Origin of the sequence: Schleiferia thermophila (genome assembly GCF_003337435.1) — a bacterium.
GTDB classification, from domain to species: Bacteria; Bacteroidota; Bacteroidia; order Flavobacteriales; family Schleiferiaceae; genus Schleiferia; species Schleiferia thermophila.
Map to the genome: position 1 here is coordinate 1,041,647 of NZ_QPJS01000001.1, position 18,099 is coordinate 1,059,745.

Consider the following 18,099-nt stretch of genomic DNA (forward strand, 5'->3'; position numbering starts at 1 on the left):
GAAGGAGTGAATATCCTTGCAAATCTAAACTACAGCAGCCAGGGCGTTGGATTCACAGGTACAATCGATGGTAATGAGTTATATGGCTGGAATCTAATTGCCAATCCATACTTTAGTGTTTACGATTTTGGAGATTTTAACAACAACCCTCAGGATTTTGGACAAAACCACGTAAGTACCATCCATATCCGAAATTCCAGCAACAATGGCTTTCAAAGCTTTACTCCCGGATCTATGATAGGAAATGGTCGCTTTATAGCTCCCATGCAAGCTTTTTGGGTGAGAACAGTAACCGGAGGAACTTTTACCTTTGAAAAATCAAGAAGAGTTGCCAACCAGCAACCTCCATTAGGAAAAACTACTAGTGAGCGACTGGCCTTCAAATTAGAAGCCAAAGGAATTCAAAATCAGGCAGAAGATTTGGCTTATTTCATCTTTATGACCGGTGCCAGTTCGGGATTCGATTTGGCTTACGATGGTGAAAAACTCTCAAACGATTACGGCAACATCAATCTATACTCCAAAGCCGCAAATAGAGCAGTAGCCGTCAATGCACAGGAAGAACTTCTAAGCACCAAGAGTGTACCCGTATATTTTGAATGTTCTCAAGAGGGACCTTACTCATTGAAACTGGACCAGAGCGAAAACAATTACCCGCGACAGGTATGGCTTGAAGATCGGTTGTTGAATAACTTCCACCCATTTCATCAGGAATATCACTTCCAGCATTTGGCCCACCATGATGCTCAAAGATTCGTTTTACACTTTAGCCCTCAAAGTGTAGATACATATGAATTTGATAAGCGTAGGGTGAGCATTCAGGTATGGCATTCAGAAGGTTATGCATACATCAAAAACACATTGTCTGAGCTTGTAAAAGTGGAATTGATCGATATGACCGGCAGAAGTTTACTTAAAACAACTGAAACAACAAGTGAACACGAAACATTAAAGATAAAGTTACCTCCACTTCGAGCAGGAATTTACCTTATCAAAGTAAGCAATGGAGCAAACTACATAAGTGTAAAATTCAATCATAACTAAAGATATTGAATATGAAAAAACAAATCACAACCTTGTTCATCCTGCTACTTGTTCATGAACTAATGGCCCAGCCAGGTATGCCCAATAACCCTACGCCCATAGATGGAGGCTTAGGACTCCTGATAGCTGCAGGCATTGCTTATGGGGTAATCCACAAATACAATCGAAAGACTGAAAGGTGAAATGAAATTAACAGACGGGTCAAATAAATAACCTAAAAATGTCAATTAACTTTTTACAACTTTTGCAGACAAAGAGCTCCATATAGCCCCCTTAGTCCGTACAGATATAGTGGCTGAAATTAAACTTGGTGAGCTTATTTGTTTTTTTATTGAGAACATGTTCAAAGACTGTTTATTAAGTAAATGTCTCAGGTATCATGTACATCCTTAAGCAGGAATAGTATGACAAAAATCTTTATCTATGGATTTTAAAACTCAAGACGAAAGTAAACTGCTTGATACAGAAAAATTGTTTTGTTTCGATTAAAGAAGTTGAAAAAAGTCGTGTAATAAGTTATAATACACAAAAGGCAGCGACGAATTTCATTATTGACAATTTTTTGCACATTAAATCGGTACTTTAAAAAGATTAGTTTCCGTGTTTTCGAATGGTAAAGAAGAAAATATTCAATTGTCTTGCCAATAAATTCATATTTCAATAATTGTGCAGAAAACATGTCATCCAAATCCTATTTACAAACGAGCTAATCCAAAATTTATATATCCAAAGCTGTAAATAATGAATGAGAAATTGTCAACCAAAGGCCTTAAATGGTCGCAGTAGATCATGCGCGTTAGGTAAAAAAAAAATTTTCTAAATGATCTGAATTTTACGGGTGAAAAGTTAAGTAAAAATTGAGGTACTTAATAGAAAAATAATTTTAAGTTTTTTGTTTAATTTTTAATTTTGATTAATAAATGATTATTGAAAATGGATATATGAAAACAAGATTTTCGATTCAAATTTTATCATTATTTTTCTTAAAGCAAGTAAGTTTTGCACAAACAAAAATTCCTGCTGACACAATCGGGCTTTACCTAGAATTTCCGGTCCTAGATATGCCCCATCAGTTCTATGCAACGCGAACCACAGGAAGCTTTTTCACCGGTTATGCCAACCCCAGCATGGCCCAATCGCTGGCAATGTCAAATAATCTCTATTCCACAGCCCACTATGGTATCAATAGAGGAGTCCGATTAAAAAATGAATTTTTCAGAAAACTACTCGGCAGTGCCCTCGTCTTAGGATTTGATCTTATTTCGTTGTATGCGCCTTTTGGAATGGGTTGGTTGCATGAAGAATACCACCGGGCAGTGCTAACCAGAAGAGAAATTAACAGTTTTAATGATATGAACACCTTCCCCGTTTGGGCAAGCTACCGTTTCAGTCAGAAAAATCGATGATGAAGACTTAATACGCCTCTCGGATCAACATACTTTTGATTTTATACGGCTTCAATCAGCTGGACTTGAGGCTCAGTATCATCAAATCCAGTCCTTGCAGAAAAACAATTTTTACTACAATCAAACCTTGCCACACATCCCTCTTTACTGGTTGAGCACCTTAAACGCTATCACCTATGTCATTCAGTCAGCAAGTGCCGAAGATTTTGACCCATTGATCGATGAGGCTAATGAAAAAGAAGGTGCAGATATTTCCAAGAGGGACTTTACAGGGCCTGACTTTACTGCCTGGGTCAGTGCTTTATTCAATCCCGACAGACCATATGAAGAACGGGGAATACATCCATCCGGAGTAGGCATCAATCGATACATAAAACCTTCTGAGTTAAGTACCGACGAACTAGCGTATCTCAAAAGACAAGGCAACTTACAGTGGATAAATCTATTATCTCCTCATTTATTTGGCTTCCCAAAAATCAAACTCAAGTCCACAGCACAAGGCGATCATTACGGAAACATAGCCATCAGACATTTGCTCACCTCATTTGGCAACGACATTTGTCTGGACCTGTTTTATCAAACACCGAAAAACAACTACTTTTTTTCCCTGCATAATTTCAACAATCTGAACGCATCCTTCTTTGGACTGGAAGGTGCAGTAATCGATAGGCCATTTTATTTCAATAAAATCATGGTATCGGGAAGAGGCATGGTATGGACACAACCCAGGAATCAATCTTTTACTACCAGCGATGCAAGCTTAGGAGGACTGTTGAGTATTAGGAGTGCCTTTGTACTAGGAGCATGGTGGCCATATTTCGAAATTGAAGCAAAGACAAAAGGCTGGGTAATGGGCAATGTTTTCCTGGAAGAAAACATCAGCTTTAGAGGAGGTATGTCGTTGAGATTTCGCTAACAGTTGTATTCAAATTTCTAGTAACTGTTCCAGCTTTTTTTATCTTTTTCGAAGAGATATGGTGTTGCCTTTCTTTATTATCTCTTAATTATTTTTAAGCATCATTTATATTTTTGAATGGGTATAAAAAATTAATGTCAAATTCATTTTAATATGATACAATGCGATAAAAACCTCCTTTACTCAGCTTTGATTGGTTTCGAGTGATAATTTAGATGTAAATACACAAATCAAAAATTTCCAACCAAAGAAAATCTGATAGATTTCAAAAGATTTATAGTGGCGGAAGATTAAAGCACAACAAACGTGCACAACTACCTTACTCATGTAGTGCATTACCGAATTTTCTCTTTAAAAAAAAATCAAATTATACCATTCGAAAACCGGCATATACACAAGAATTAGGTAAAGGAAAATTCAGAAAAATACAAGTCAAAAGAGACCAATCAATACAGATGTTTGATAAGGTCATCGGTTTATCTGTTAGACTTGAGCAAATCGTCCGAGTTCCGGACAGTAACGGGTGAATGCTACGTATCAGCTTTTTTGTGTAATTAACCGAATGCTGAAAAATCGTGTAGAGTTTAAATGGTTAAATTTTGACTTTGAATGCATTGCACTCTTAAGGTGTGACGAGTTATGGTCCCGGTCTAAGTATTAAAAACTCCACCCGGTATATCATACCTTTGACCCAAAAGAAATCCAACCTATGAAATTTTTTATTGACACAGCTAACCTGGACCAAATCATTCAGGCTCAATCACTTGGTATTCTGGACGGCGTCACGACCAATCCAAGTTTGATGGCAAAAGAAGGCATTAAGGGGGAGCAAAATATAAAAGCACACTACAAGCAGATCTGTCAGATCGTCAACGGACCAGTAAGTGCCGAAGTGATTTCTACAGATTTTGAAGGGATTGCACGCGAGGGAGAGGCTTTGGCTGAGATAGACCCGAACATCGTCATAAAAGTACCTATGATTCCGGAGGGTGTACGAGCCATCAAATATTTTTCTACGAAAGGACTTAAAACCAACTGTACCCTTGTATTTTCTGCAGGCCAGGCTCTATTGGCTGCTAAAGCAGGAGCCACCTATGTATCCCCATTTATCGGCCGGCTAGACGACATATCCTACGACGGTCTGCAACTGATCGAACAAATTCGATTGATTTACGACAACTACGGCTTTGGGACACAAATCCTTGCTGCATCTGTCAGACATACGTTGCACATCATAAAATGTGCTGAAGCTGGAGCAGATGTAATGACCGGGCCACTTAGTTCGATAATGGGTCTCTTCAATCATCCCCTCACCGACATCGGACTTAAGAAATTTCTGGAAGATTATCACAAATCACAGCAAGGTATAGGTTAAAACAGACGGTACACACCTGCTATCAGAGCCCACAGTCCGTAAATACCTTTTAATACCACTCCGCTTACGATACCCATAAGACCTGCCAGCGCACTTGCGCTGGCTTTTTTTACACTGCTGCCGGCCATCAGTTCGCCCGCAAACGCTCCTACAACAGGTAATACTACAATGCCGAATGGGGGCAGAATAAACAAACCCAACACCGTACCTATCACAGCACCTTTGGTAGCCTGCGGGGAAGATTTCATTTTTTTTGTAAACCAGGCTGGGATGTAGTAATCCAGTAGAGTAATCAAAAAGGCCACCACCCCTGCAGATACGAGAAAGGCCATTGTAAATTCGACCTGTTTACTCAGCTGAAGTACTACCAAACCTATAAAGCTAAGAGGGGGACCCGGCAAAATCGGCAGCAGTGCCCCTAACAAGCCAGCTATCAGAAGAACAACGCCAAAAAAAACAAGTATCCAATCCATTTAAGCGCATGTGAACGGATTCACTTTTTCAAAGGCATGTGTACGAAGATCGACACCATCCCATGTAGCATAGGTCTGATACGAGAGCCAATCTCCCAGATTTACATATCTTGCCTGCCCGATGCTGAGATCCAATGGTAAATGCCGGTGTCCGAATATGAAATAATCGATTGCTTGCGTTTTCAATACATCGAGACAGTGCTGATATAGCCACTCTTTTTCTTTGCCTGTAAATACTCTGTCGCTGCCGCCAGTGTTTCGACGACTGGCCCGGCTCGAACGCTCTGCGATCCAGATTCCGACATCGGGGTGTAAATACCTGAACAGCCATTGTGCTACAGGATTTGTAAAAATTTGTTTTAAAAATTTATAGCCATAATCACCAGGCCCAAGTCCGTCTCCATGACCGATGTAGAATTTCTTTCCATCGATTTCGCGCACTACAGGTTGTTTGTGAAGTGTACAGCCAATTTCACGTGGCAGGTAGTCAAAAATCCACAAATCGTGATTACCGCTAAACAGATGGATGTTTACCCCTTGGTCTGCAAGCAGGCCCAGTGTGCCAATAACCCTGGTAAATCCACGAGGTACTGCTCTTCGATATTCAAACCAAAAGTCAAACAAATCGCCCACAATATACAGCTCATCCATTTCGCGGCTGTGTACATCCAGCCATTTTACAAAAAGCCTTTCCCTGTCGATTGATGTCAGGGAGGCATCGACTCCAAGGTGAAGGTCTGAAACAAAAAATATTTTCCTGTCGGGATACATATCAGTATGCTCTCTGGCGCTTACCCTCTACGTAATTTACAAATGCCTGATTGACTACACGCATTCCACCAGGCGTCGGATAGTTACCCGTAAAATACCAGTCGCCCGTATGCTCAGGTATAGCTTCATGGAGTGCTTCAATGCTTTGAAACACAAAGGAAACTTTTGCTCGAATTCCTTCAGGCGATAGGATTTCAGCCATTTTTTTTGAAATGTCTTCTACTGAAAACGACTTGTAAATCGCTTTTACGTGATTTACTGGCTCCGGATTTTCATCAGACAGGTAAGCTTTGCACTTTTCATACACTTCCTGAATTACGGATTCCGTACCACGCTCTTTGTGAAGGGCTATTGCCGCCTGAAAGGCGGCAAAATCACCAAGCATAGCCATATCGATGCCATAGCAATCCGGATATCGGATTTGAGGTGCAGAAGATGCTACGACAATGTGCTTTGGATTAAGTCTGTCCAAAATTTTCAGAATACTGTCACGCAGCGTTGTTCCTCTTACTATTGAGTCATCGAGCACGACCAGGTTATCCGTTGCATGGACGACGCCATAAGTCGTATCGTAAACATGACTTACCAAATCAGAGCGGGAGGCATCTTCGGTGATAAAAGTTCGAAGTTTTGCGTCCTTCCAGGCAATTTTTTCCATTCTGATTTTTTGGTCCAGAATGTGGAGCAGGTCACTCTTGTCGCAACTGCCGCCCAGTTTCAGGATTTGATCGGCTTTTTTGTGGTTGAGGTAATGGTTTAAGCCTTGAATCAGGCCGTAGTAGGCAACCTCAGCTGTATTGGGAATATAAGAGAATACGGTATTTTCCAGGTCGTAGTTGATCAATTTTAAAATTGGCTCTACAAGGGCTTTTCCAAGTGCAATTCGCTCCTTGTAAATTCCTGCATCATTTCCCCGGCTGAAGTAAATTCTTTCAAAGGAACAGCTCCTGCGGGAGGTGTCTTTTTTGATTTTTTTCTCTTCGAAATACCCGTTTTTTTTAATGATTAAAGCATTGCCGGGTATTAGTTCATTTATTTTTTTGAGAGGTACATTGAAAGTGGTCTGAATTACCGGCCTCTCACTGGCTACGACGATCACCTCATCATCGGCGTAATAATACGCCGGGCGTATGCCTGCCGGATCTCTAAGCACAAAAGCATCACCGTGCCCAAGCAGACCCGCCATTACATATCCTCCATCCCAATGTTTGCTGGCTTTTTTCAGAATGTTAGCCAGGTCGAGCTCAGCTGCGATCAGAGGGGTGATGTCTTTTTTGCTGTATCCGGCTTTTTTGTATTTCTGATAAACGTCTTCATTTTCTTTGTCTAAAAAATGGCCAATTTTCTCCAGAATGGTGACCGTATCCGCTTTCTCTTTGGGATGCTGCCCTAAGTTGATCAGCTTTTGAAAGAGAAAGTCCACATTGGTCATGTTGAAATTACCGGCCAGCAGCAAATTGCGGGTCATCCAGTTGTTTTGCCTAAGGAATGGGTGACATTGCTCTATGCTGTTTCCGCCATACGTACCGTAGCGCAGGTGTCCCAGATACAGCTCGCCTACGTAGGGAAGCAATTCTTTTAAGCGCTGCATGGGCAGCTCATCAGGTTTCTTGTCAGCAAGCAGCTCGGCAAACCGGATTCGTATCCTGGCAAAGATATCTTTGATGGGTGCACTATCATTGGATCTGATCCGGCTGATATATCGCTGTCCGGGCTGCATGTCAAATTTGATGGAAGCCAAACCGGCTCCATCCTGTCCCCGGTTGTGTTGCTTTTCCATCAGCAAATACATCTTATTAAGCCCATAGAAGGCCGTTTGATACTTTTCTTTATAGTAATCCAACGGTTTCAACAGCCTCAACAGGGCTATTCCGCATTCGTGTTTTATAGTGTCGCTCATATGGATGCGATTGCTGAAGGCATTCTCTCAATCTGGGCTGGCATGCTCTGTATTTCAAATTAAAGATAGAGCCGTTCTTTTTTGACTGACCGGTAATTCAATTTACTTTTTGTCACCTATCTATTTCAAATTCACTTCTCCATAGATTATCGATCATCAGCTCAAACTTTACCAACTGTGGAGGCGGATTGTATCTGTTTGTCACTGTTTTTACTACTTTTCCGTTTACGTTCAGAGTAGTGATGGCAGAGGGCAGGTCGCTTATGTACACGTTGTCGTAAGCGTCTTGTAGATTGAGAAAATTGATGCTTACCAATGCTGCCCTGATTTTCTGTACTTCGTCGAGGGGAATATAGGTTTCATATTGACCTTTGGGGTTTGCAAAATCTTTTCCTATAAAAGTAAGTTTTCCATCGGAGTCCAAAGTGACGGTGTAGACCGGGCAGGTACCAAAGCAGGGAGTTCGTTCTAAAGTGATGGTAAAGGGCTTGTTACCATGTAAAGCCCTGGCAGTGGTATTGGACTTGCTTTTGCAGCCACCCGCTATACCACCTGCCAACATCGAGAGAAAGATTATCCAATGTTTCATTTTAGATTTTTTTGCGCCGGAGGCTTCTGTTTCCTTTGATTTGCTGTTCTTTGGCCAGCTGCTCAAAGGTCTGCATAAATTTCGATGGTTTGACTTCTCTGGCTTGATTTTCTTTGATTTTAGCGTGCAGTTTTTCTTCGTCGATAAAGGACTTAATGGCATATTGCTGTCCAAAAGTAATCAGGTTAGAGACGAAATAGTAGTATGTAAGTCCGGCGGCATAGTTGTTAAATACGCCGAGGAATATTACGGGCATCAGATACATCATGTATTTCAGCTGCGGATATTGGTTGTTTTGAGGTGTAAGCTGCTGATTCATCCATGTATAAATGATGGTTGAGATGGTCATCAGCAATGTAAACAAGCTCACGTGCGACCCATACCCGGGTATTCTGAAAGGCAATTCGAATACTGAGTCGTAAGTGGACAAATCCTCTGCCCACAAAAATGATTGTCCTCTAAGCTCAAAGGATGCCGGAAAAAATTGAAATACAGCAAACAGTATCGGCAACTGAAACAAAAGTGGTATGCAACCACCCAGCGGATTGACCCCACTTTTTTTGTAAAGTTCCATCAAAGCTTGTTGTTTTTTCAGCTGGTCTTTTTCATCCTTGTATTTTTCATTGATTTCATCCATTTCGGGTTTGAGTATCCTCATTTTGGCCATACTTCTGTAAGAACCATACGTAAATGGGAAAATCACTATTTTGATCATAATGGCCATGAGCAGGATGATAATGCCATAATTCAGGCCGTAGGATTCAAGCCAATTGAATATGGGGATTACTACGCCTCTGTTAATCCATCCGAAAATGCCCCATCCCAGCGGAATCAGCTTCTCGTAGTCGTTCTTGTATTTTTTAAGAATTACAAATTTATTGGGCCCCATGTAGAGGTTCATATCAATGGCTGAGGAGGTAGATGGCAGTTCAGCGCGCAGTGTCATCAGCTTGGTGTAATTTTCATCCGGTAGTGGTTCTACCGTCATTTCAGCATTCGGAAATTCATTCTTGCTGTTGAGTATCAGCGAAAAAAATTGATGTCGGAAGGCTATCCAGTCCAACTGTTCGGCCCTCTCGCTATCTGAACGTGTTTCGCTGAGGTTTTTCAGTTTCCCTGACGAGAGGTGGTAGTACACCGTAGTCCGATTGCTTTCAAAATCTCGATTTTTCTCAAGTCTGAATCCTTTGAGTTTCATATCGATAAAGCCTCCGTTTTGAAGCATCGGCGACTCTACCGTAATCTCAACTCGATAACTTCCATTGCGTAGATGGTAAGTGATATGTATTGGTTTGCCCTCCACTTCCGCAGAAAATCGAATGTGACTTTCTGATTTGTCGGATATTCGAAAGAAAAGCCTATCCGTGGGTACGGATAGTACTTTGCCAAGTAGTATTTTAAACTCAAGATTTTCATCTACCAGTTTTAAGGGTTCCTTTTTATAGTTGAACTGGTTTTTTATAATGGCTTGTCGAATGGAGGCCCCCTTGTTTGAGAGGTTCAGATAAATTAAGTCATTTTCAATTGAGAAAAACTCTTCATTCGAAAAATCTGCCATTACTATTCCTTCAATACTTGATGGGATCTCTTCCTCTTCATTGATATCATCTGCTGTAGTTTCATCGGAGGTTTCAACTTTTTGTACAGCAGAGGTTTCGGCTGGTGGAGTACTGGTGAAACCTATCCACATCATAATGACTCCAATCAGAATCAGACCGATGATGGTATTGTTATCTAACTTATTCATATTCTGTTTATGACTGTAATTTTTTAATCTTTTGATGACTTAGCCACCGTATCGCATGCCTTTAAAAAGTTAACAAACAGGGGATGAGGATGTGCCACTGTGCTTTTGTACTCGGGGTGAAATTGAACTCCAATAAAAAATGAATGGTCTGTCAGCTCTACAATCTCGACCAGGTCTTTATCAGGATTAACCCCTGAAAACACCAAACCGGCTTCTTCCAGTTGATTGCGATATGTATTATTGAACTCATACCGGTGTCTGTGTCGTTCAGATATATTAGTTCTTCGATAGATGGCATAGGCGAGGGTATTTTCTTTCAGAGTACATGGCCAGGCCCCCAGACGCATGGTGCCGCCTTTGTCTGTAATATTTTTCTGGTCTTCCATCAGGTCAATTACGGGGTGTGGGGTATTTGGGTCGATTTCAGTGGAATTAGCACCAACGAGCCCGGCTACATTTCTGGCAAACTCAATGACAGCTACCTGCATACCCAGACAGATTCCAAAAAACGGAATTTTTCTCTCGCGAGCGTAGCGTACAGCTTCGAGTTTTCCGTCGAATCCCCTTTCACCAAATCCGGGTGCTACCAATACTCCGTGTAGTCCCTGAAGGGTTTCAGATACAGTATCGGGTCTTAATGTTTCAGCATGTATCCATCGTATGTTAACTTTCAATTCGGTTTTGGCACCCGCATGTATCAGGCTCTCAGCAATGGACTTGTAGGAATCCTTTAACTCTACATACTTTCCTATTAGCCCTACGGTTACCTCTGCCTTTGGAAATTTGAGCCTGTAGAGAAAATCTTTCCATTGTGCCAGGTCGGGCTCTCCCTGCATGGGCAGTTTCAACCGTTTCAATACAGCTTCATCGAGCTTCTCATTTCGCATCAGCATAGGCACAGCGTAGATGGTCTCTGCATCGATAGATTCAATGACTGCGTCTTTTTTAACATTGCAAAACAACGCGAGCTTCTTTCGAATGTCCTCACCAAGAGGATGCTCAGTACGGCATACTAATATGTCCGGCTGTACACCACTTTCCTGAAGCATCTTAACAGAGTGTTGTGTAGGTTTGGTCTTAAGCTCACCAGTTGCTTTCAGATAAGGTATAAGTGTGAGGTGCACGACCAATGCATTCTCTCCAAGCTCCCACTTCAGCTGTCGGACTGCCTCAATGTAAGGAAGTGCTTCAATATCGCCCACCGTGCCACCGATTTCAGTAATCACAATCTCATATTCCCCTGACTGGCCCAGGATTTTGATATGGTTTTTGATCTCGTCCGTGATATGAGGAATTACCTGCACCGTTTTGCCCAAAAACTCCCCTCTCCTTTCTTTTTCGATTACATTTAAATATATTCTTCCGGTAGTTACATTGTTTGCTCTGGAGGTAGGCCGATTGAGAAATCGTTCATAATGTCCTAAATCCAGATCTGTTTCTGCTCCATCTTCCGTTACGAAGCATTCACCATGTTCGTAAGGATTGAGCGTCCCGGGATCCACATTGATGTAAGGATCCAATTTCTGGATGGTAACTGAGTAGCCCCTGGACTGTAGCAAAGTAGCTAGCGATGAGGAAATGATACCTTTCCCCAATGATGACGTAACACCGCCAGTAACAAAAATATACTTGGTAGCTGATGACATGAATACAATCTTCTGATGCAGAAAAACAGGTCGACAAAGCTAATATGCTGCATCTTAGTTCACACCAAATACAATACTAAGATTTTAAGTGTGTGTATGAATTACCTCAACCGTTTTTTTTTCTTGTTAACACTTGGACTTTTTACAACTCCTACATTTGCTTAATTGTAAGACATTTTCATTATTAATGTTTGATTACAAGCCTTTTAAGCTCGATAAACCTGAACTTTTGCAAGTATATACCAACGGGTTGCTGCCGTCAGGGTGGAAAGAGCACCTTTTTTCAGGAGGTTGGTTCAAAATTTTTCTTCCCCAATCGCTCGGTGGTTTTGAACTCCCACTTTCTGAAGGTCTGGATGTTCTTTACCATACTGCTGCTGTTCAAGGCAGTCTTGGATGGAGGGTCAATCTTGGTGCAGGTGCAGGCTACTTTGCCGGAAGTATGCCAGAAACACTTGCTTCGCAAATTTTCAGACCTGATAAAGTCTTGATTTCAGGTAGTGGTGCCACAACGGGCTCCGCCATCCGAAAGGGGGATTTCTGGTTGTTAAACGGCACGTGGAATTTCTGTACTGGTGCCGATATTGCCACGGCATTTACTGTCAATGCACTCCTGGAAGATGGTACTTACCGCACCTTTGTATTGCCACCCCAACAGGTAATTGTGCATACTCACTGGCCATATTTGGCTATGAAAGCTACAGCTACCTTTACTATTGAGGCCAAGGATGTAAAAATTCCTGAATCTTTTGCATTCACCATAGGAACTATTCAGCCCTATACAAACTATCCTCTTTATCGACTGGATTTTTCATCATTCGCCAGGTTCTGTATGTCGGCCTCGCTGCTGGGTATGGCTCATTGTTTTTTACAACATGTTTCTGAATTCCTTTCATACGAACACATTTCTCCTAACGATGAGCTCAACAATTTATCGCATGCTACACAACATTGGAGAAATGACCTCTACACGCTGGCAGACCAGGTGTACGCAAGCCTGTCTTCTCAATCAATAGTATCAGCCGAGGATAGTGTGCGTAGGCTAACTTCCAAATACAAAAATCTGATCGAGCAACTTTCTTTCAAGATTGTTCAAATCTGTGGAATGTCAATCTTTCAGAGCCATAGTCTTCCTTTCCAAGCTGCCATGGACTTATGGCTGGCGGGTAAGCATTTTTTATATCGGTAATTCTAATCAAAAACACTCCCTCTACTTGGTATATCCACCTTCTTATATTATGGACCAAAAGAATCATTAGAGAGCATTGATCATGTTGGCCGAATGTCTAAAAACTATCAATTGCCAAATATCTGAAGGCCTGACAAATCCAGTAAATATTCTTTTTTCTTTTTTTAAATCCAATAGATTTGCCTCAGTTTTAAACAAAAATAACTACACACGCGACTTTGAAAATCGCTCAACTAATCCCATCCCCTGCAATGACCGGACCGGTCACTGTAGCTCATGAGCTCAGTCAATTACTAGCTAAAAAAGCCGAAGTAGACCTTTTCTATTTTGATGAAAAGAACGGCTATCGCTGGACCAATGGCCGGAAGATATCCTTCTTTAAATTGTCCCGAAAATGGCGTGAATATGACATACTTCATAGCCATACGCTTAGACCTGACCTTTTTTCCGCTATACAAAAAACATTTAATCCCGGAGTCAGGACTGTAGCGACCCTTCACAACTTTTTCCCAGTAGAATACCGCATTGAATACCCTATTCCTCATGCCATTGCCGGCACGGCTTTTCACTACCTCGCTCTTAAAAACAAAGACGCTCTGGTAGCCATTACACCGGAAATGAAGCGATACTATCAAGGCAAAAGGCTGCAAAATGTCCGTTACATACCCAACACACGTATTTTGCCACAGCCAACGGAGTATATTCGGCAATTAGCTCTTCGGATATCCGATTGGAAAGGGAATTCAATACTGCTTATGACCATTGGCACTGTCAATGAGCGAAAAAACCTTTTCACCATCATTCCCCTTTTGATAGCCAATCCAGAGTGGAAGTGGATTCACATCGGTACAGGCCCTCTGATGACAAAACTCAAAGAAAAAATTTCCGACCAAAAGCTTCAGCACCGCGTTCTTCTGCAAGGACATATCGATGGTGGAAGCGCACTATTGCCGGTAGCAGATGTACTGCTGCTTCCCTCACTCAGCGAGGGCTTTCCTTTGGTCGTGCTCGAGGCCTTTCAGGCGGGAATACCGGTAGTCGTTAATGATATCAGGACCTTTCAGGAGCTTTTTTCTTCTGAGGTTTTGCGCTGCCGACCATCCGACGTGGTTCAATTTAGCAGTGCAGTATCTGCGGCTATTCATCAAAAAGCACAGTTGACAGAAGCCGCTTATAGGAGATTCCAAAAAGACTTTTCCCCTGATGTGGTCTCAGCCGCATATTTGTCCCTATATGAAAACTTACTTTGATCAATACCTGCCCATTTCCGTACTCATCCCTGTGTATTATGGCGACCGGGCCGACTGGTTTGACCAGGCAATGCGCAGTCTCACACAGCAGACACAACGCGCTTCTGAACTCATTGTCGTTCAAGACGGACCCATTTCCTCTGAACTCAACGATCGTATCCGCTTTTGGCTCAAGCTGCATCACAATGGCAAGTTGGTCACGCTTCCCGAAAATCAAGGCATTCCTGCAGCCCTTAATGCCGGCATTCAGGCTGCTACACAGCCATGGATAGCCCGAATGGATGCCGACGACATTTCCGACCTCCAAAGATTTGAAATTCAGTGGGATTTCCTGGTGAAAAACCCTGACGTAGTCATCGTTGGCTCCTGGATTGATGAATATGATGAATCCATGACTACCTTTTTGTCTTCCCGCAGGCCGCCCGTTTCGCACAGTGAAATTTATAAGTTCGCTCACTGGCGCTGTCCCTTCAATCATCAAACCGTTATCTACCGACGCGATGCAGTACTCAGCGTAGGTGGCTATCCCCTCACTAAAGTAATGGGCGAAGATTATGTACTCTGGACTCGTCTTCTACATGCCGGATATCGCACCGCCAACATTCCCCGTCCGTTGGTAAAGGTGCGAGCAGGAAGAGCTCTCATTCATCGCCGGAGAGGCTGGCATTACCTCCGCCTCGAATACAAATCTATGTCTATGATCTACCGAATGGGTTTTTTTACCTGGTGGCAATACCTTCTTCAGCTATGCATACGCACTGCTGTCCGTCTTTCACCGACCCCTGTCGTAAGAAGGATTTACTCACGACTACGCAAGTAATTTATGATTTTAAACCTAAGTTGTTAAGCTAAAATATCACATAAAAAATCACTATTACCTGACATATTGGTCCATATCCAAGATTAATACAATCCAGGACCATCTTATCCACATCTTATTGAACAGATTTGGAACCATTTAATCCTTGTTTAAAACTAGTAGCACAAGTAAAATTAAGTAATATGTTATAATCGTTAAAAAAAATGTTATCAGGTTTTATAACGATTCATCATTTTATAAATAGCGATTCCAGGCAGTTGTATCTGAGTGAAGGACCTGAAAACTCAATTTATAATAAATTCATTTTTGGAAAATATCTTATGTGGATGCTGAGTATTTTAAAGGTAAACAGGTAATCTTTGTTATTTGATTTCTTTTTCAAACTTTAATATTACTGGCAGTTATGTGGGTTTTAGATGGTATATAGAGACCTCTTTTCACCACCTTATGACCTCCGATTGGAAGGGAGGATTCTCATTAACGGAATTAATTTTTAAATTGCTTAAAATAATAAGAGATTATGCATTTGTCATTACATGGCATGTCATAGATATTACTAAAAAAATCTCTTGCTTTACATATTTAGTAAAATCAAAGTTTCCGGTATTTCGAGCTGGTAATCTCCTGTAAGTAATTCGTTCAAATCTTTAGTTACATACAATGCTTTCAGACAATAAATTACCATCAAATTCTATATTAAAAATGATATGTGAATGCGGTACATTTATCAAATAATGAACATCATAACCTATTTTGAACAGTATAATACAACTGGATAAACGATTGCATTTTTGCCGAAAATAAAAAACCCGACATCATTTAATCTGCGCTTAGTCCCAATTCTATCTTTGCCCGCCAAAACTGACAGAAGCTACTATGAAGCCCTATGAAGACCCAGAGCTATTTGAAAATACCAGCATAGCCTTCAGTTACCGAACAGATGCTGAACTCAGGCAAGCCCGCTGGCTCTTTAAGCTTATCGAAAATCCTTCCATTGTTACATTTGGAAAGAAAATACTTCCCTTAGCCGATAAACTGCACATTCCCTACCATTGGATCGTAAAAAAAACCATCTTCCGACAATTTTGCGGTGGTGAGACCATGCAGGAGTCGCTCCCTACCATTGAAAGGCTGTATCAATTTGGGGTAAAGTCCATTCTGGATTACAGTGTAGAAGGCAAGGAATCGGAAGATGACTTCGAGCATACTTGTCTGAAAATTATTGAAATCATCCGGTTTTCGAAAGACAAGCCAGCAATACCCTTTGCCGTTTTTAAAATGACAGGCATCGGACGTTTTGCTCTTCTCGAAAAAGTAAGTAAGCAATGCCCACTCACAGCCAATGAGCTAAAAGAGTGGGAGCGCGTACAGTCACGCGTTAATTCCATCTGTGCCGAAGCCGCTTTGTGCAATTTGCCCGTGATGATCGATGCCGAAGAAAGCTGGATCCAGCCAGCCATTGACACTTTGGCCGAAGAAATGATGTGGAAGTATAACACCGATAAACCCGTGGTATACACCACACTTCAGATGTACAGACACGATCGCTTCGAATACCTCAAAACCCTACTTCTACGCGCCAGAGAGCTCAACCGCAAGATCGGGGTTAAAATCGTACGAGGGGCCTACATGGAAAAAGAAAGAGAGCGAGCGCGACAATTGGGATATACAGACCCGATACAACCTGACAAAGCATCTTCTGATCGCGACTACGATTACGCACTCCGCCTTGTCGTAGACAATCTTCACCAATTCGGATTAGTGGCAGGTACACACAATGAGGAAAGCTGCAGGGTGCTCATGCGGGCCATGGCCGACTACAATGTGCACAACGATGATCCCCGCGTGTATTTTTCCCAGCTCTATGGGATGAGTGACCACCTCAGCTTTAATCTGGCCGCCTTGCGGTACAATGTGGTCAAATACGTTCCCTTTGGACCTGTACACGACGTACTTCCATATCTTATACGCCGGGCTGAAGAAAATACAAGTGTAGCCGGTCAGACCGGCCGCGAACTATCGCTTATCAATAAAGAACTCAAAAGAAGAAATCTAATCGAATGATCAACAATAAAAAAATCGTAGTAGTACTTCCGGCATACAACGCTGCCAAAACCCTCGAAATAACATACAATGAAATTCCCTTCGACCTGGTAGATGAGGTCATTCTGGTAGACGACTGTTCGCACGATGAAACCGTCCAAGTAGGTCGTCAGCTCGGAATTCGCCACATTATCCGACACGACCGCAATCTAGGCTATGGTGGTAATCAAAAAACCTGCTACCGTAAAGCCCTCGAACTTCAGGCAGATATCGTGGTAATGCTTCACCCTGATTACCAATACACCCCTAAACTCATCCCCTCCATGTGCTACCTTATCGCCTACGAATTGTACGACTGTGTACTCGGTTCCAGAATCCTCAGCAAAGGAGCTCTGGCAGGTGGAATGCCCTGGTATAAATACCTGGCCAACAGAATATTGACATTTATACAAAATATCCTGGTCAATCACAAACTCTCCGAATACCATACCGGATATCGGGCCTTCAGTCGCAAAGTGCTTGAATCACTTAATCTGGATTACAACTCCAACAATTTCGTATTCGACAATCAAATGCTCTCCCAAATCATCTATAAGGGGTTTCGAATCGGTGAAGTCAGCTGCCCGACCAAATACTTCGACGATGCTTCCTCAATAAACCTGAAAAACAGCGCCATTTACGGCATTGGAGTGTTGGGCGTTTCGGTAAAACATTTTTTGTGTAAAATACGTCTAATTAAATCAAAAATGTATCAATAAAAAAGAAAACTAAATTTTATCGAGTTATAAGTAATCTTGGGAATGGTAAGCTATTAAATACCCTGATTTTCTTACCGGAAATATCATAGACCTTAATCAAATCAATTGAATATTATTTGCAAACTTTAGGTAAATTCTCAAATGGATCATTCGGTAGAAAACAGAAACGAAA

General features: G+C 41.8%; 16 protein-coding genes. 10 read left to right on the forward strand and 6 right to left on the reverse strand.

The window, feature by feature from the left end; all coding sequences use genetic code 11:
• Positions 1 to 6: 6 nt before the first annotated feature.
• The 5 genes from DES35_RS04455 (at position 7) to fsa (ending at position 4,741) form a co-directional block, all read left to right on the forward strand.
• A complete protein-coding gene (locus tag DES35_RS04455) occupies positions 7 to 1,044 on the forward strand; it encodes a T9SS type A sorting domain-containing protein (protein WP_125039333.1) in 1,038 nt (345 codons plus the stop codon).
• 11 nt (positions 1,045 to 1,055) lie between these two features.
• Positions 1,056 to 1,226, forward strand: coding sequence for a PID-CTERM protein-sorting domain-containing protein (locus DES35_RS11525; RefSeq protein ID WP_170125696.1), 171 nt, complete (start codon positions 1,056 to 1,058; stop codon positions 1,224 to 1,226).
• A 759-nt stretch (positions 1,227 to 1,985) separates the two neighbouring features.
• Entirely contained in the window at positions 1,986 to 2,450 is a 465-nt protein-coding gene (locus tag DES35_RS04460) for a hypothetical protein (RefSeq protein ID WP_147269339.1), read from the forward strand.
• Between the two features lie 94 nt (positions 2,451 to 2,544).
• The gene (locus tag DES35_RS04465; protein WP_114365910.1) at positions 2,545 to 3,366 is read left to right on the forward strand and encodes a hypothetical protein; all 822 of its coding nucleotides are present in this window, start codon (positions 2,545 to 2,547) and stop codon (positions 3,364 to 3,366) included.
• Positions 3,367 to 4,075: 709 nt separating this feature from the next.
• Positions 4,076 to 4,741 carry a fructose-6-phosphate aldolase gene (gene fsa, locus DES35_RS04470; protein WP_037356614.1) on the forward strand — a complete coding sequence of 222 codons (666 nt, stop codon included), beginning with the start codon at positions 4,076 to 4,078 and terminating at the stop codon, positions 4,739 to 4,741.
• Here the strand turns inward: fsa and DES35_RS04475 are convergent.
• The 6 genes from DES35_RS04475 to DES35_RS04500 all read right to left on the reverse strand — a co-directional run bounded on the left by DES35_RS04475 (position 4,738) and on the right by DES35_RS04500 (position 11,867).
• Positions 4,738 to 5,214, reverse strand: a complete 477-nt coding sequence (locus DES35_RS04475) for a DUF456 domain-containing protein (protein WP_051889162.1) — start codon at positions 5,212 to 5,214, stop codon at positions 4,738 to 4,740. The genes fsa and DES35_RS04475 overlap by 4 nt on opposite strands.
• The gene (locus DES35_RS04480) at positions 5,215 to 5,985 is read right to left on the reverse strand and encodes a UDP-2,3-diacylglucosamine diphosphatase (protein ID WP_114365911.1); all 771 of its coding nucleotides are present in this window, start codon (positions 5,983 to 5,985) and stop codon (positions 5,215 to 5,217) included.
• A 1-nt stretch (position 5,986) separates the two neighbouring features.
• Positions 5,987 to 7,885, reverse strand: coding sequence for an amidophosphoribosyltransferase (locus DES35_RS04485; protein ID WP_037356620.1), 1,899 nt, complete (start codon positions 7,883 to 7,885; stop codon positions 5,987 to 5,989).
• Positions 7,886 to 7,997: 112 nt separating this feature from the next.
• On the reverse strand, positions 7,998 to 8,474 hold the full coding sequence (locus DES35_RS04490; RefSeq protein WP_125039331.1) for a DUF6438 domain-containing protein: 477 nt from the start codon (positions 8,472 to 8,474) through the stop codon (positions 7,998 to 8,000).
• A gap of 1 nt (position 8,475) precedes the next feature.
• Positions 8,476 to 10,221: a membrane protein insertase YidC gene (gene yidC, locus DES35_RS04495; protein ID WP_114365912.1), complete on the reverse strand. Its 1,746-nt coding sequence runs from the start codon at positions 10,219 to 10,221 to the stop codon at positions 8,476 to 8,478.
• Positions 10,222 to 10,244: 23 nt separating this feature from the next.
• Complete coding sequence (locus DES35_RS04500) at positions 10,245 to 11,867, reverse strand: CTP synthase (RefSeq protein WP_037356629.1); 1,623 nt, start codon at positions 11,865 to 11,867, stop codon at positions 10,245 to 10,247.
• Between the two features lie 187 nt (positions 11,868 to 12,054).
• On the opposite strand from DES35_RS04500, the gene DES35_RS04505 reads away from it, so the two are divergent.
• The 5 genes from DES35_RS04505 (at position 12,055) to DES35_RS04530 (ending at position 17,927) form a co-directional block, all read left to right on the forward strand.
• On the forward strand, positions 12,055 to 13,056 hold the full coding sequence (locus DES35_RS04505) for an acyl-CoA dehydrogenase family protein (protein WP_114365913.1): 1,002 nt from the start codon (positions 12,055 to 12,057) through the stop codon (positions 13,054 to 13,056).
• A gap of 218 nt (positions 13,057 to 13,274) precedes the next feature.
• Positions 13,275 to 14,306 (forward strand): glycosyltransferase family 4 protein, encoded by a 1,032-nt coding sequence (locus tag DES35_RS04510; RefSeq protein WP_125039330.1) that lies wholly within the window; start codon positions 13,275 to 13,277, stop codon positions 14,304 to 14,306.
• Positions 14,290 to 15,126 (forward strand): glycosyltransferase, encoded by an 837-nt coding sequence (locus tag DES35_RS04515; protein ID WP_170125697.1) that lies wholly within the window; start codon positions 14,290 to 14,292, stop codon positions 15,124 to 15,126. The genes DES35_RS04510 and DES35_RS04515 overlap by 17 nt, the downstream gene beginning before the upstream one ends.
• Positions 15,127 to 16,002: 876 nt before the next feature.
• The gene (locus tag DES35_RS04525; protein ID WP_114365916.1) at positions 16,003 to 17,190 is read left to right on the forward strand and encodes a proline dehydrogenase family protein; all 1,188 of its coding nucleotides are present in this window, start codon (positions 16,003 to 16,005) and stop codon (positions 17,188 to 17,190) included.
• Positions 17,187 to 17,927, forward strand: a complete 741-nt coding sequence (locus tag DES35_RS04530) for a glycosyltransferase family 2 protein (protein WP_037356645.1) — start codon at positions 17,187 to 17,189, stop codon at positions 17,925 to 17,927. Before DES35_RS04525 ends, DES35_RS04530 begins: the two co-directional genes overlap by 4 nt.
• Positions 17,928 to 18,099: the final 172 nt, after the last annotated feature.

Coding starts and splice junctions, on each gene's coding strand:
- DES35_RS11525 (WP_170125696.1), top strand. CDS start 1,056: ATGAAAAAACAAATCACAACCTTGTTCATCCTGCTACTTGTTCATGAA.
- fsa (WP_037356614.1), top strand. CDS start 4,076: ATGAAATTTTTTATTGACACAGCTAACCTGGACCAAATCATTCAGGCT.
- DES35_RS04485 (WP_037356620.1), bottom strand. CDS start 7,885: ATGAGCGACACTATAAAACACGAATGCGGAATAGCCCTGTTGAGGCTG.
- DES35_RS04515 (WP_170125697.1), top strand. CDS start 14,290: ATGAAAACTTACTTTGATCAATACCTGCCCATTTCCGTACTCATCCCT.
- DES35_RS04505 (WP_114365913.1), top strand. CDS start 12,055: ATGTTTGATTACAAGCCTTTTAAGCTCGATAAACCTGAACTTTTGCAA.
- DES35_RS04500 (WP_037356629.1), bottom strand. CDS start 11,867: ATGTCATCAGCTACCAAGTATATTTTTGTTACTGGCGGTGTTACGTCA.
- yidC (WP_114365912.1), bottom strand. CDS start 10,221: ATGAATAAGTTAGATAACAATACCATCATCGGTCTGATTCTGATTGGA.
- DES35_RS04530 (WP_037356645.1), top strand. CDS start 17,187: ATGATCAACAATAAAAAAATCGTAGTAGTACTTCCGGCATACAACGCT.
- DES35_RS04490 (WP_125039331.1), bottom strand. CDS start 8,474: ATGAAACATTGGATAATCTTTCTCTCGATGTTGGCAGGTGGTATAGCG.
- DES35_RS04475 (WP_051889162.1), bottom strand. CDS start 5,214: ATGGATTGGATACTTGTTTTTTTTGGCGTTGTTCTTCTGATAGCTGGC.
- DES35_RS04480 (WP_114365911.1), bottom strand. CDS start 5,985: ATGTATCCCGACAGGAAAATATTTTTTGTTTCAGACCTTCACCTTGGA.
- DES35_RS04525 (WP_114365916.1), top strand. CDS start 16,003: ATGAAGCCCTATGAAGACCCAGAGCTATTTGAAAATACCAGCATAGCC.
- DES35_RS04460 (WP_147269339.1), top strand. CDS start 1,986: ATGAAAACAAGATTTTCGATTCAAATTTTATCATTATTTTTCTTAAAG.